Annotated in this window: 5 protein-coding genes; 4 read left to right on the forward strand and 1 reads right to left on the reverse strand. The window is 60.6% G+C overall.

All coding sequences use genetic code 11. The annotated features are described in order from the left end of the window. Nucleotides 1-177: 177 nt before the first annotated feature. Both LQ215_RS16360 and LQ215_RS16365 read left to right on the forward strand, forming a co-directional pair. Complete coding sequence (locus LQ215_RS16360; RefSeq protein ID WP_230151430.1) at nucleotides 178-4602, forward strand: SpvB/TcaC N-terminal domain-containing protein; 4425 nt, start codon at nucleotides 178-180, stop codon at nucleotides 4600-4602. After that, complete coding sequence (locus LQ215_RS16365; protein ID WP_230151432.1) at nucleotides 4599-7382, forward strand: RHS repeat-associated core domain-containing protein; 2784 nt, start codon at nucleotides 4599-4601, stop codon at nucleotides 7380-7382. Before LQ215_RS16360 ends, LQ215_RS16365 begins: the two co-directional genes overlap by 4 nt. 68 nt (nucleotides 7383-7450) lie before the next feature. Here LQ215_RS16365 and LQ215_RS16370 read toward each other — a convergent pair whose 3' ends face one another. Then, nucleotides 7451-11950 (reverse strand): NEL-type E3 ubiquitin ligase domain-containing protein, encoded by a 4500-nt coding sequence (locus LQ215_RS16370; protein ID WP_230151435.1) that lies wholly within the window; start codon nucleotides 11948-11950, stop codon nucleotides 7451-7453. A 224-nt stretch (nucleotides 11951-12174) separates the two neighbouring features. On the opposite strand from LQ215_RS16370, the gene LQ215_RS16375 reads away from it, so the two are divergent. Then, nucleotides 12175-13941: a sensor histidine kinase gene (locus LQ215_RS16375; RefSeq protein WP_230151437.1), complete on the forward strand. Its 1767-nt coding sequence runs from the start codon at nucleotides 12175-12177 to the stop codon at nucleotides 13939-13941. Then, nucleotides 13934-15259 carry a sigma-54-dependent transcriptional regulator gene (locus LQ215_RS16380; protein ID WP_230151439.1) on the forward strand — a complete coding sequence of 442 codons (1326 nt, stop codon included), beginning with the start codon at nucleotides 13934-13936 and terminating at the stop codon, nucleotides 15257-15259. The genes LQ215_RS16375 and LQ215_RS16380 overlap by 8 nt, the downstream gene beginning before the upstream one ends. Nucleotides 15260-15381: the final 122 nt, after the last annotated feature.

The raw sequence follows: 15381 nt of genomic DNA on the forward strand, positions 1-15381 counted from the left end.
TTCTGGAAAAAGCCGGTGGGCATCAAGCCTACCGGCTTTTTTTTTTGCGCAGATGACGCCATTTATCGGCACACCTGATGACCTGTCAGATCTGACAGGTTACACCCTTGATGTCTCTTGGCATGCTCAGCCTGGCTGGGGATTGCCCCTGGCGCTGATCAAAGGGATGAACCGTCCATGGCAGAGCAATCGCCCCTCCAGATCGTCACGCCAACCATCGCCGGCGGGGCCACCATTGCCACCTTCGGCAACAGCTTCGGTACGGTAGGCACGCGAGGCGCGGCCTCCTTTGAATTACCGCTGCCCGTGTCGGGCGCCCGTCACCTGACCCCTGCCCTGGCCTTGCACTACAACAGCCAGAGCACCAATGACATCTTCGGCATCGGCATGCATTTGCCGATCCCCAGCATCACTCGTAAAACCAGCAAAGGCGTACCGCGCTACGACAGAGACGACGTGATGGTAGGCCCCGACGGGGTGGACCGCTGGCCCGACCTCGAGGGGCAAACCAGCCGAAAAATGGGCGGGCGCACTTTCGCGGTGGTGCGCTATTACCCCAGGATCGAGAGCGCCTTTGATATCTACGAACTCTGGACGTCCATCGATAGCCATCCGTTCTGGCGCGTACAAGGCAGCAATGGCCACGTGTATTGCTACGGCAAAAGCGAAGCGTCGCGCATTGCGGACCCGCAGGTTCCGTCGCGCATCGGCGAATGGCTGCTATTGGAAGAAGTCAGCCCGCTGGGCGAGCACATCTACTATCAATACACGGTCGACCCCGCAGAGTCCGAAGGCCCCCACGACTACCGCGCCCAACGTTACCTGCGCCGGGTCTGCTACGGCAACGCCACGGCAAGCGACACCTTGTATTGCTTCGAGGAACAAGACCCGGCGAACCTGGCCTGGCATTTTCATCTGCTCCTGGATTACGGACAGCGCTCCCTCGATCTTGAGGAACAACCCGCCTGGACGCCCCTCGACGAGAACGCCTGGTTACTGCGCAGCGACCCGATCCACCTCTACCGATACGGCTTCGAGATCGGCACGCGGCGCCTGTGCCATCAGGTCTTGATGTTCCACCGTTTCCCCGCCAATGCCGAACCGGCGCTGGTGCGGCGACTGTTGCTGGAGTACACCCCCACGACATTGGGCTACAGCCTGTTGACGGCGGCCCACTACCAGGACTGGGATGCCGCGGGTCGGGTCAAAGACGCCCCCCCGGTGGAACTTCAGTACACCGATTTTGAGCCCAATCTCGAACCCGAGGCTTTTTTCGCCCTGGAGACCATGCCCGCCCTGGAGGACGGCCGGTACTACCAATGCGTAGATCTGTACGGCGAAGGCGTTCCGGGTTTTTTATGTCGCTATACCAATGGCTGGTATTACCGCGAGCCCGAACGCACCGCGGCCGATGACAATGACGAAATCGGTTACGGCCCTTGGACACTGCTGCCGAGCATCCCGATTGCCGCCGACAACCAAGCGGTAGCGCAGGTACTGACCGACCTGACCGGCAGCGGTCGCCTCAATTGGATCATCGCCCAGCCCGGCATGAATGGCTTTTATACGCTTACCCCAGATCGCAGTTGGTCGACTTTCATCGACTTCAAGCGCTTCCCCATGGAGTTCCTGCACCCCGCCGCGCAACTGGCCGACCTGGCCGGCGATGGCCTGCACTCGCTGGCCATGATCGGCCCCAAAAGCGTTCGGCTGTACGCCAACCTTCGCGAGGAAGGGTTCGCCCCGGGCGTGGACGTACCCCATGAGCCGGACAGCGACCTGCCGTTGTTCAGCGATGTGCGCAGTGAACTGGTGTTCTTCGGCAATATGCTGGGCAGCGACAGCAGCGAGCTGTGCCGTGTCCGCTTCAATGAAATCAAATGCTGGCCGAACCTGGGCCACGGACGTTTCGGCGAAGGCTTGGTCATGAGCGATCTTCCCTTCACGTACGCCGAGTTCAATGCCGATCAGGTCAGGGTCGCGGATCTGGACGGGGCCGGCGCGCCGGCGTTGATTTACCTCAAGAGCGACTGTTTCGAGATCTACTTCAATCGCGGCGGCAACGGTCTGGTGCAGACCCCCGTCCAAGTGCCATGGCCCGAAGGCGTACGCTACGACCGTCTTTGCCAGGTCACCCTGGCCGATCTGCAAGGGCTGGGTTGCAGCAGCCTGATCCTGAGCGTGCCCCACCACGGGCCCGATATGAAACCTCGGCATTGGCGCTACAACTTCGTCGCCATACGCCCCTACGTCCTCAATGCCACGAACAACAACATGGGTTGCAGCAGCACCTTGGCCTATCGCAGCAGCGCACAATTCTGGCTGGATGAAAAAAAACAACGCCAGGCAACGGGAGCATCGCTGGCCTGCTACCTGCCCATGGCCTTGCCGCTGGTGGCGCATCAACAACAATTGGACGAGATCACCGGTAACTGCCTGACCCAGCGTTTCACCTATTTCGAAGGGCACTACGACAGCTATCACCGTGAGTTCAGAGGCTTCGGTCGGTTGTATCAGCTCGACAGTGAAAGGCCCTTGGACGAGGTGGAGGATGGACTCACCGCGCCGGTGCTGTTCAAGACCTGGTTTCACACCGGCAGCAGTGTCGACCAACCCCTCATGGACTGTTTCGAAGACGACACCGATGCGCCACCGCTCGGCCCCACGCTGCTGGCCCGGTTCCATCGACAGGACAAGGCCGACGACATCATCACACCGGACCCTGATACCGCACGGGAGATGGCCTACGCCTTGGGCGGCCATGTACTGCGCAGCGAGACCCATCCCGTCGACTCGAACACCCCGAACAGGCCGTACACGGTGACCCGCCAACGTTATCTGCTGCGCCATCCCCATGATCATCACAAGAGCCTGCTGGTCCTGGCGCTGGAAACAGTGAGTCATCAATACGACGGCTTCATCAACGATCCGCAGGCCCAGCACGCCATCACGCTAGGCTGGAACCGCTACGGCCAGCCGGTGCACAGCTTCGTGGTTCATTACGCCCGGCGCCTGAGCGCGGATGATGATCCCCCCTTCGAAGACGAAGACGAGAACACTTGGTGGCGCGATGCCCATGACGATCAGCAGCAAATATTCCAACTCATCGAAAGCCGGGCCGAGCCAGTGGACTTGCATGACGAAGCAGGACAACGCATACAGCTCGGCCTGCCCTGGCGCGCTCGGACCAACGGCCTGAGACTTCCTCAAGGCGAGCTCCCCCTGGGGTTGAACCCACAACACATCAGTTACGAACGTTTCCTGGAGCACCAAGACTCGGATCCCTGGACAGACGCCCGGGTGCTGATCGCCCTGGAAGAACAAAGCTACCTGCGTGACGACTCGGACAATGTCCTGTTCCAAGCCTTGCGCGGTCCGTTGGAAGTGGCCGAGTTCGACAAGCAGGCGTTGGACGCCTACGACGCCGTGCCACCCCCCTTCGACATCCGCCAGCAATTGGAGACGATTGGCTTTGAACCCATGAAGCTGTTCCTGCCCGAAGACCCGGGCAAAGACGACGCACAGGACCTGTGGTCCAAGAAAGTCGGCTTCGCCACCTACCTGCCGCTCAATGGCTTTTTCCATATGAGCGCCTTGCAGGAAACCCTGAGCCATGGCGTTACCACGACCGAATACGACACCTATCACTTGATGCCCACCGCCGTCACGCTACCGGACGGGTGTGCGACCCGCATCGACTATGACTATCACTGGCTGTTGCCGCGCAAAATCGTCGACGCCAACGACAACGTCCAGGAAGCGCTTTATGGCCCGGCCGCGGTGCCTTTGGGCTTCACCTTCCACGGCACCGAGAATGGTGCTCCGGCAGGCTTCGATGCCATCGACACCTATGAGCCACCCGACGATCTGTCTCCAGCCCATGCCATTGCCAACCCCGAGGCCACCCTGGGCAACATGGCCAGCGCCGTGCGGGTAGAAGACTTGAGTTGGATGGGCTCGCTTGATCTGGCGCTGGTGCTGGCGACGCAGCGCGACGAGTGGATCAGCGCCCGTTACGTGCTGCCCAGCGGCCACATCCGTGCGTCGGCGCGGGTTCGCCTGGCCCGCCTCAAAACCCGTACCGCTGGCGAGGAACTGCTCTGGATCTTGATCCAGGCGATGCCTCGGGAGCCGGCTCACAGCGTCGTGCTGAGCGCCGATCGTTATCCGAATGATCCATTGCGCCAGATCCGCACCGCCCTCAGCGCCGTCGACGGTTTTGGCCGTGCCTTGCAAATCAAGCAACGGGTCGAGGCAGGAAAAGCCTACGCCGTGGCCGAAGACGGCTCGCTGTTACTGGACGACCAGGGGCGCCCCATCCAGCACGAGGCCAACCCACGCTGGCGCGTCAGCGAACGGGTCGAGTACAACAACAAAGGTTTGGTGACGCGGGTCTACCGTCCTTATTTCGCCGATGCCTGGCGCTACATCAACGACGCCTCGTTGCGCGAACACGGTTATCACGACCGGCAGTTCTACGATCCGCCTGGACGGTTGGTCAAGGTCATCAATGCCAAGGGACACGAAGCCTGGCATGTCTACCATCCGTGGTACCAGTGCGATCACGATTACAACGACACGGATCCGGGACCTGTCCAATGAACACTCAGGTTCATGCAAAAACGCCGATCGTGGCGGTGTTCGACGGACGAGCAGGGCCGGTCCGTCGGGTGGATTACCTGCGCGGGTCGACCCGCGACGAAACCCAAACGTTGGTCACGGCCCAGGCGTATGACGTTGCCGGACGCATCGTCGACCAATGGGACCCGCGCTTCTACGGCACGGGAACCGTCAACCTGCACAGCATCTACAGTCTGTCCGGCACACCGCTGCGTACTGAAAACGTCGATGCCGGGCAGCGTTGCGAATTGCCCGGCCTGGCCGGCCAACGCCTGCATGCCTGGGATTCGCGCGGCAGCGAACAGCAAACCGAATACAACTCGCAGTTGCGACCTACGCAGATCCGGGAACGTGGCCAGGGCGAAGCCTGGGCCACGGTGGATCGCCTACGCTACGGCACTCGTTCAACCGATGACGTCCTGCACAATCGATGCGGGCGCCTGGTAGAACATTTCGACACGGCCGGGCTTGTCTGCGTCGACGATTATTCGATGGCGGGCCTGCCCCTGGAGCAAGGGCAACGCTTTCTGAACACACTGGAGCTGCCCGACTGGCCGGACGATGAAACCGGACGCGAGCGTTTGTTGGAGCCTGTCCGCTACGACACACGGTGGCGCTACGACGCCGTGGGTGATGCACTGGAACAAACAAATGCCAAGGGGCATAGGCAACACATCGAACTCGATGTGACCGGACAACCCAAGAGCCTGCGCTTGCAATGGGCTGGTAGCGCCACTGCAGAGCTGATCGCTCATGAGTTCCAATACACCGCCGGGGGCCAGCGCCAGGCGTACACAGCCGGTAACGGCATTAAGACGACTTTTGCTTATGACCCGGTCAACGGACGTCTGGCGGAGCTCAAAGCCACGAAAGGCAGCGATGTCCACCAGCATTTGAGCTACCTCTACGACCCCATGGGCAATGTCACCTCCATGACCGATCACACCCATGTCGTGCGCTACCACGCCAACCAGCGCAGCGAAGGCGTTCGTACCTTTCTGTACGACAGTCTCTATCGCCTGGAAAGCGCCACGGGACTGGAGATGTCCGGGGCGAGCACGCAACCAGGGTTGCCGGGGCTTGTCCCGCCCTCTGACCTGTCCTTGCGAACCCCTTACACCCAACACTACGAATATGACCGCGGCGGCAACCTGGAAAAATTGATCCACGGCAGCGCCGTACCAGGGGAGGCGCATACGCTGCGCCTGACCATGGACGCATCGAGCAATCGCTGTCTGCAATGGCACAAGGGGGAAGCCTCTCCCGGCGACAATCTGGACTTCGATGCCGGCGGCAATCAACTAAGCCTGCCCGCCTCCGGACGACACTTGACCTGGAACCGGCGCAATGAACTGCAGAAGGTGACCCAGGTACAACGCCACGACGGCGAAGACGACGCCGAGCACTACAGCTACGACGCTCAGGGCATTCGCATGCGCAAGCGGCAGACCACCCACGCTGCTTCCATCAGCCACGTGCGTGACGTGCGTTATTTGCCGGGCCTGGAAATCCGCACCCTGGATGACAGCGAAGAACTGCACGTCTGCACGCTGCAAGGCCCGGCGGCCAACGTGCGCGGACTTTACTGGGCCAAAGGCCGGCCAGCTGAAATCGAACAAAACCAGTTGCGCTACAGCCTTGAAGATCATCTGGGTTCGTTGGTCACGGAACTGGACCAGGACGCCCGGCTCATCAGCCAAGAAGGTTACTACCCCTTTGGCGGCACGGCGTGGTGGGCAGCAGACTCTCAAGTGCAGGCCAATTACAAGACCATTCGTTACTCCGGCAAGGAGCGCGATACCAGTGGGCTTTATTATTACGGGTTTCGTTATTACGCACCGTGGATGATGCGCTGGATCAACCCGGACCCGGCGGGGCCGGTGGATGGGTTGAATGTGTATGCGATGGTGGGGAATAACCCGTTGAGCTATAAAGACGAGCTGGGGCTCAATAAATCCAAAAAACTCTACGAACGCACCAGTAGCGATACTGAAGAGATTATCCAAAGAAGAGACCAACCCTCTGTCGAAAAAAAGAAAAAAGATAAAAACCAGGCCCCTAACCCGTTTAGCAAAAAAAAAGTAAATACAGTATTGGTTGCCCACGCAGGTGTTGAAATCCCAAGCGAGGATCCTGCCCAACGGCTCCAAATCACTCATTTATTTAATCGTCCACGCCCAAAGGGAGACCTCGACGCCTATGGCATGGAAATAATTGAATCTCATACCTCCCGGGGAGAACCGGCGACCTCGACGTCAGGGGGGATTTTCCATTTTGGTGATCCTGAGAAATATATAAGATTCGTAGAAGGGGAACACAAGACCGCCTATAACGATCCTGATTTCCCCGTTCGGGTCTATAGGGGGCAAAACAGCGAGCCTACCGACCTGACTGGTTTAGAGAGAGAAGCCGCTATATTAACGGACGAATTTAAGTCGCGAATAAAAGAACATATAACCAAAGGCGGCGATCTTCTCCCACAAGCCGCTGGGGCGCCCGGAACTCATGCCGAAACCATTGGGGCAAACCTTGCGCTTACGTTTCAAAAAAGTCTATACGGTTACACAAACCCGGAAAACATTATTATCGTCACTCAAAAACTTCAGAACGAAACAAAGGCAGGGCCTTTCCCGGCCTGTTTCAATTGCACTAACATTTTGACCCCCCCCCAAGGAAGCCACGCACCGTTCGATGTCGTGACAGAATTGGACAGCATGTCCTATGAAATCTGGCGAAGGGACAGTGAACCGTTTCATCGATGAATGGCGTGACGGCTTAGGGGAGAACTCATGACGATTTTGTCAAGCGTATTGCGTCGCAGGATCAACAGTTATCTAGCTGCTTCGATCGCTTTTAAGGTGAGCCTGCGTAACAACATTCTACGTTCACTGCCCAATGCGTTCATGCCCCGTTCGTAATCCAATTGCGAAATCGAACCAGCCGTTAGTTGATCCAACAACGCCTCGGCTTTCTGATTATAGTTAGCCGAGTTAAGCGCGAAGTCCTGTGGATATTGCGCCTTCAAATAGCTTCGCCAGAACCGTTGTCCAATCATCTGGTTCACCAACCCTTCGCCAGCTTCCAACGCCAGGACCGCGTGGTAAGCCTGGTTCAGCGCCGTTTCGTCCACGCCGGCCAGAGCCTGGAACAACATCCCCTTGGATTGCCAAGGCAGCTCAAGCCGCTCGGCCAAACCGGTCTGGAACGCCAGGTAGACTTCCACCTCATCAATGGTCCCGGTGATATCGCCATCCTCATCCAAGGCGATAAAAGTCTCTCCCGCCTGCAATCGACTCTGAATCGTGGCGCGAGCAATTTCATTGACCTGATCCAATCGGGAGCTGCCCTTGGCCAACGCCAACAGCTTGGCCTCGACCTGCCTGGCATCACCCGCCTGATAGGCTTCATGAACCAGGACCTTGATCCCCATTCCATTGAACAACTGCGCCCCGGCGTCGGCACATGAATCCGGATCGATCGCCATGCGAAACAGTTCCTCGCGCAATGTCGCGTCTGCGCGGACGGCGTCGAGCACTCTCCAGACTCGCTCCGTCAACGCAGGACGATAAGCCTCCTCTACGTAATCGGCGGCTTCCGTCAGTTGCTCCAACACTTCGAAAAAACCCTGGGCACCGGCTTCGCGCTCCAACTCATCCCATGTCCGTTGCCGGGCCGCCCGTTGCTCAGCGTCAAAACCTTCGAGCCAATGCTGGCTGGTCAATTCGCCCTTGGGCGGATAACTGCGTGCCGGGTCATAGCCGACCGAACGCATATAGTCCTGGAACTGCTTTAGACAATCGTCTGGTAATTGGTCCCGGCTCAGACGGGTGCGCGCAATCAACCGAGCCTGCTCGGAGCCAGGTATTACCTGCGGTATGCGAATGATGGGGTTATCCATCAGGTTCAGCTCGAAGGCACGCGGCCGCGTTGTCGACATCAAGCCTGGCGGCCAGTCGGCAATACCGGTGTTCTGCAGATCCAGCACGCTGAGCTCGGGCATGGAACTGACGTCGGGAAGCAGCGTCAAGGTCGGGTTATTGGCTAACCGCAACACCTCCAGATGACTCAGCTCAGCCAATTCAGCCACATTCTGGACGGTGAGGCTCAGTCGATTGTCGGCGAGGTCCAGACGTTGCAGATTGGCATGATTGAATCGCGGAGGCGCTGACAAGTTGTTATGGCTCAGGTCCAGCGCCTTGAGATTAGGAAAATAACCGAGCAATCGCTCAATATCGCCACCAAGCGCTCCGTGGCGCCATTGCAGTGAGCTCACATGGGGGAAGCTGACATCCAGCATTGGGAAATAGTCGAGAAAAACACTCGACCAGTGGTAATCCAAATCCAGCGTATAACCCTCGGGCAACGTCTCCAGGCCAGCTCGCCAGCATCGCTTGAGCGTCGAGGCCAGTTTCCCCTTGTGGTAGCGCTGATCGATTGGCAGCGTATCGCCCCGCTCGATGGCGACCCAATCCTCCAGCGCCTTGCTCAACCCTTCGAATTCAATCTCACGGGTCGTGAGATTTTCCATGGCCAGCGCCTCGGATGAAAACGAGCCCACGAAGTCGGAAAAAGCCTGCTCCGCGGCTTCGGGATACAACACCTTGAACCGCGCCTCCAGGCTCAACGCATCACCGGTTCCAAGCAATCGCTCATCAAGCCGCGCATAACCCGGTTGCTCCCCGAGCAAACGTGCGGCAATCGGCGGATCCTGCGTCGTCCCGGCAGCGTCCAGCAGGATTTTGCGAAATGTCGCCCGGTCCAGTGGCGCTTGTTGGACAGCGTTCCTCAGCGAGGGCCCGTCGCCCAGGCTATAACCCAACGCCTGACGTTCAGCCTCGGTCAAGGCGCTCAGAATGTCAGTGTAGAAATCGTCGGCGCTGTGCACCGAGTTACCTTGCTCGCCAAACAGCCAAGGCGTCGCTTCCTCCACCGGCACAAGTACCTTGCGCACGGTCGATGACGACGGCCCGACGCTGTCGAGCAGCGGTCCCTCAAGCGCCCCGTCGCGAATTTCGATACGCACGTCTGCCGGCCATCCAGGCAGTCGCTCCAGGGTGCGCAACGCCAACCGCCACGTATCAGGGTTGCCCTTCGAGGGTAAATACAACGCTTCGTAGGCCTGGACAATCCGCCATTCATCCAATGCCCGGCGCGCAGACTGGCGCAGACGCAAGGGCAAGTACCCTCGCTCGCTCATCTGCTGGCGCTCTGCATCGGTGACGTCGATCAGCAGCTCGTCCACCACGGCGCGGGGTATCTGGGGAAATTCACTGCACAAGACCTGGACGCCAGCCCCGCCCGCCTCGCCGACCACCGGCTCGATGGCTACTGGACTGCCTTGCGCGGCCCGGAAGCGCTTGATGGTTTCGACGAGTAGCACTGGAGGTCGGGCATGTTCGACGTGGAGTTGACGCAGGCTTGCTTCTTCGACACCGCTGACGATGCGGATCTGCTCCAGGGTTTCGTCCGAAAAAGACTCGACGCTGTGCCCCAGGCGTCGCATCAATTTTGCCCCTTGCCAGCTCAACGGGCGCTCGGCCTCGTGCACCCAGGCGCCGACCTCGTTATGGGCAAGCCTGGGGGCATACGCATCGGGACGCGAAGCGTGTTGAATCCGATACTGCCCTGAACCCGGGGTCTGCTCGACCACGAACTGCCGGCCGTCGAGCAACAGCACCTCTCGACCCCGGTGAAGATAAAGGCCATTGGCCTGAGGCCGGGCATTCGTCTCCAGGTCCAGCGACTGCTCATAGGGTGCAAGATCGGGGTGCCACAGACGCGACTGTCCATCGCGGCTGCGGACCACCTTCATCTGCTCGACAAACGGCGAAGGCCGGGTGGATCGCACGGCCCCCACCACTTTGCCGCCTGCCGCGAAAAGCCCCATGAGCGCCATGTTTTCGGCCACCCCGAGCAGATGTGCGGCAGCTTCAGCACGTCGGCCTTGCGACCAGTCGACAACGCCTTCAAACGTTTCATCGAGCAGTTGATAGACCGTGTAGGCCATCATTGCCTCGCCGAGCACCGGCACGAACGACGCGGCCGTAAAGGCGGCCATTTCCAGCACCGTCTCGGCCACCTGCATGAAACTGTCCCAGCGAGCCCACCGAGACTTAAGGTCCTCGTCGCCGGTCGGCACCGCCAGTGCACGGGCATCCCTGATCATCAGGTCAAGCCGTTGTGCGAACAACCGGTCCCAGATATCTGCCTTTACTCGTTTGCTGGACATTCGCAACGGAGAATTCTCCGCCCGCCCGCGCCGTACCGTACCCAATTGCACATTCAGTGCGGCAAGAAAACGCCCCCGGTCGGCGAGAGGAACGAAACGACCGAAAAACTGCTGGTAGCGCTTAGAACGCAAGCGAAGGGTCAGATCCGCCAGGAACGTCGCCGTGGAATCGTACGCCTTGAAGGGATGCTCCGGGTCGTGGGGGATATACACCAGAATCGGTTCGACCTGCCGGCTCTGCTCCAGGTCGGGGGCAATCATCACAATACTCGCCAGGCAAGTATCGAGTAGGTGCAATTCATGGCAGTAATGCGCCTTGCCGCGATAGCTGACGCTGCGCTGGCCATCGATAACGCCTTGCAGTGCCTGAACGGCTTGCCGGTCGATATCGCCCTTGACCCGGGCCATCGCCGCCGCTGCGCGAAAGGCATCCTTGTCACTGGCTTGACAACGTTCCTGCAACACAGCATTGGCGACGGGCTCGTCTAGCAGGTTTTTGCTCAGATACGTCTGGTAGCGGCCACCAATATCCAGCTCCCGGCACAGCGCCACGAACACCTGCACGGTCAATACCGGGCCGACAGGCAAGATGTCGAACTGCCCGCTCGTTGAGGGCCGGGTGATGAAACGCGAGGCTTCGTCGAAAAAACCCGGGCGAGCCTCCTTCGCCTCGAAGTTTTGCAGCGCGGCTTCCAGCAATGAAATCGTACGGGTCCTGTACGCGACAGACACCCCCTCGGGTATATAGAGCCGCAGGTAGGTTTGCCTGACGTCCAGCATTATGTTGCAACGCTTTTTCAACGCAGCGATCAACAACGGCTCGGCAAACGCTTCGATCGACTGGAGCCGACCGAGCATCTGCTCCAGTTTGCCCTGGGATTTCCAGCTGGCTGACAAAGCATCCTTCAAGCGGGCCTGATCCACGACACTGGCCTGGACGAATCCAGGCGCTATCGGCCCAGCGGCTTGTATTAGCGCCGTGCGTTGTTGCGATGAAAGGCCCGGTACCCAGTCGGGCATCGACTGGGGGATCCATTCATGGGGATTGGACGGCAACGCAGGGAATGGCGCTGCTGGCAGCGAGATTTGGGAAGTGGGCATGTAATCAAGTCATCCGTGACCGGTAAAAAAAACTGACGTTATGCGAACATCCGTTATCGGAGCCAGGCAAAACCTGTTACCAGACAAAACGCATGACGGTGATATCACCCTCCACCGGCTTCCATGTGCCAATGACACGTCCGGCCAGTTGCGCCCCTGCGCCATCACGGTGGGCAGGCGGCATGCTATCGTGCCCGTCCCTGTCCAGCCCTTGAAATCATCACATGCCCGCAATGCCACGTCCCTTGCGCCTGTCGTTGTACATTCTGCTGATCCTCGCCGGCGCCGCCCTCGCCGCCGCCCTGGCCGTGCGCCATGCCGAACGTGTGGCCCTGGAAGAGGACGCCCGCCGCGCAAGCCAGCAACTGGCGCTGTACGCCAACTCGTTGCACACCCTGATCGAACGCTACCGCGCCCTGCCCGCCGTGTTGGCGCTGGACCCGCAGCTACGCGACGCCCTCAAGGGTCCGGTCAGCCCGGCGCAACAGGATGCCTTGAACCGCAAGCTGGAAAAGATCAACGGCGCCGCGCAATCCTCGACATTGGAGTTGCTCGACCACACCGGCCTGGCGGTCGCCGCCAGCAACTGGCAGTTGCCCAGCAGCTATGTCGGGCACAACTATGGTTTCCGCCCTTATTTCCTCCAGACCCGCACCCTGGGTACCGGGCGGTTCTACGCGGTGGGCGTGACCAGCGGCATCCCGGGGTACTTTCTCTCCAGCGCCGTGACCGGCGACAACGGCGAGTTCCTCGGCGCAATGGTGGTGAAGCTGGAATTCCCAGAGCTTGAGCGCGAATGGCGCCAGGGCAGCGACACGCTATTGGTCAGCGATGCGCGGGGCATCATTTTCATCGCCAACCGCCCCGGCTGGCGCTATCGCCATCTGCAACCGTTGACCGACAGCGACCGCGCCGAACTCAAGGCCACCCGTCAATACGACAAACAACCGTTGCAACCCTTGACCTTCGATCCGCTGCGGCGCTTTGACGACAATAGCCATCTGGCCCGGGTCGAGACACCCGATGGCCCGGCGCACTACCTGTGGGAATCCTTGCCGCTGACCGCCGAGGGCTGGACGCTGCACTTGCTGCGCCGTCCGCAGATCGCCTTCGAGGACCGTCGCAATGCCGGGCTCGCGGCCGCCGGGTCGTGGCTGGCGCTGGTGTTCCTGCTGCTGTTTCTCAACCAGCGCTGGCGCCTGGCAAGGTTGCGCCAACGCAGCCGCGAAGAGCTTGAACGGCTGGTCGAAGAACGTACCCGGGATCTGCGCACCGCCCAGGACGGCCTGGTTCAATCGGCCAAGCTCGCGGCCCTGGGTCAGATGTCGGCGGCACTGGCCCATGAAATCAACCAGCCGCTGACGGCCCAGCGCATGCAACTGGCAACCCTGCGCCTGCTGCTGGACCACGGTCGGGTCGATGATGCCTATAAGGCCCTCAGGCCGGTGGACGACATGCTGACCCGCATGGCCGCCCTCACCGGCCACCTGAAGACCTTTGCCCGCAAAAGCCCCAGCGGCCTGCGCGAACGCCTGGACCTGGCGGCGGTGGTGGACCAGGCGCTGCAATTGCTGGAAACACGTCTGCGCGACGAACAGGTCAGCACCGTGCTGCACCTGACTCGACCGGCCTGGGTGCGCGGCGATGCGATTCGCCTCGAACAGGTGTTGATCAACCTGCTGCGCAACGCCCTCGACGCCATGGCCGACCAACCCATCAAGCGCCTGGAAGTGCGCCTGGAAGCCGATGAGCAACTGTGGCGCCTGACCGTCCGCGACAGTGGCACGGGGATCGCCGAGGAACACCTGGCCCAGGTGTTCGATCCGTTTTTCACCACCAAGGCGGTGGGCGACGGCCTGGGCCTGGGGCTGGCGGTTTCGTTTGCAATCATCCATGAATCCGGTGGGCGGCTGACGGCGGACAATCATGAGAACGGCGCGGTATTCTGCGTGACCTTGCCCATTGATCAGGAGGCTCAACTGCATGCTTGATTCAGTCATGGTCGTGGATGACGAAGGCAGCATTCGCAGCGCCGTCGAGCAATGGCTGAGCCTGTCGGGGTTTCAGGTGCAGCTGTTCAGCCGCGCCGACGAATGCCTGGCCCGGTTGCCGGAGCATTTCCCCGGGGTGATCCTCAGCGATGTGCGCATGCCCGGCCTCAGCGGCTTGGAATTGCTCGCCGAAGTGCGCCGCCGCGATCCCGATCTACCGGTGATTCTATTGACCGGCCACGGCGACGTGCCCATGGCGGTGGAGGCGATGCGCGACGGGGCCTACGATTTCCTGGAAAAACCCTTCAGCCCCGAAGCCCTGCTCGGCAGCCTGCGCCGGGCCCTGGACAAGCGCACCCTGGTCCTGGAAAACCGCCGCCTGCACGAACAGGCCGACGCCCGCGCCCGGCTCGATGGGACGCTGCTGGGGGTTTCCCGTGCGCTGCAAAACCTGCGGCGCCAAGTGCTGGATCTCGCAACACTGCCGGTCAACGTGTTGATCCGCGGCGAAACCGGCAGCGGCAAGGAACTGGTCGCCCGTTGCCTGCATGACTTCGGCCCGCGGGCGAGCAAGCCCTTCGTCGCATTGAACTGCGCGGCCATTCCCGAAGCGCTGTTCGAGGCGGAGCTGTTCGGCCATGAAAGCGGCGCCTTCACCGGCGCCCAGGGCAAGCGCATCGGCAAGCTCGAATACGCCGACGGCGGTACGCTGTTTCTCGATGAAATCGAGAGCATGCCCCTGGCCCAGCAGGTCAAGTTGCTGCGGGTGTTGCAGGAAAAGAAACTCGAACGCCTGGGCGCCAACCAGAGCATCAACGTAGACCTGCGCATCATCGCCGCCACCAAGCCCGACCTGCTGGACGAGGCCCGGGCCGGGCGTTTTCGCGAAGACCTGGCCTATCGCCTGAACATCGCCGAACTGCGCCTGCCGCCGCTGCGTGAACGGCGCGAGGACATTCCCTTGCTGTTCGAACACTTCGCCCACAGCGCCGCCGAACGCCTGGGCCGCCCCGCCGCCCCCCTGAGCGGCCCGCAGTTGAGCCACCTGCTCAGCCACGACTGGCCCGGCAATGTGCGGGAATTGGCCAACGTCGCTGAACGCCAGGTGTTGGGGCTCGATCAACTGCCCGTCCTCGACACAGAACCTGGCCAATCCCTCGCGGCCCAGCAGGAAGCCTTCGAAGCCCAATGCCTGCGCGCCGCCCTGACCCGGCACCAAGGCGATGTGAAAGCGGTGCTCGAAGAGCTGCAACTGCCACGCCGCACCTTCAATGAAAAGATGCAGCGGCATGGGCTGAGTCGGGAAATGTTTTTGTAAGGCCCGCTTAATTCTCTGGGTCTGTACCGGCCTCATCGCGAGCAAGCTCGCTCCCACATTTCGTCCGGTGTTCGCAGGCCCCTGTGGGAGCGAGCTTGCTCGCGATGAGGCCAGTACAGACA

Source organism: Pseudomonas brassicacearum, from assembly GCF_918698105.1.
Taxonomy (GTDB): Bacteria; Pseudomonadota; Gammaproteobacteria; order Pseudomonadales; family Pseudomonadaceae; genus Aquipseudomonas; species Aquipseudomonas brassicacearum_F.

What these genes read in the sequence shown, in the direction of transcription:
- LQ215_RS16380 (WP_230151439.1), top strand. Translation starts at nt 13,934, where the DNA reads ATGCTTGATTCAGTCATGGTCGTGGATGACGAAGGCAGCATTCGCAGC.
- LQ215_RS16375 (WP_230151437.1), top strand. Translation starts at nt 12,175, where the DNA reads ATGCCCGCAATGCCACGTCCCTTGCGCCTGTCGTTGTACATTCTGCTG.
- LQ215_RS16370 (WP_230151435.1), bottom strand. Translation starts at nt 11,950, where the DNA reads ATGCCCACTTCCCAAATCTCGCTGCCAGCAGCGCCATTCCCTGCGTTG.
- LQ215_RS16360 (WP_230151430.1), top strand. Translation starts at nt 178, where the DNA reads ATGGCAGAGCAATCGCCCCTCCAGATCGTCACGCCAACCATCGCCGGC.
- LQ215_RS16365 (WP_230151432.1), top strand. Translation starts at nt 4,599, where the DNA reads ATGAACACTCAGGTTCATGCAAAAACGCCGATCGTGGCGGTGTTCGAC.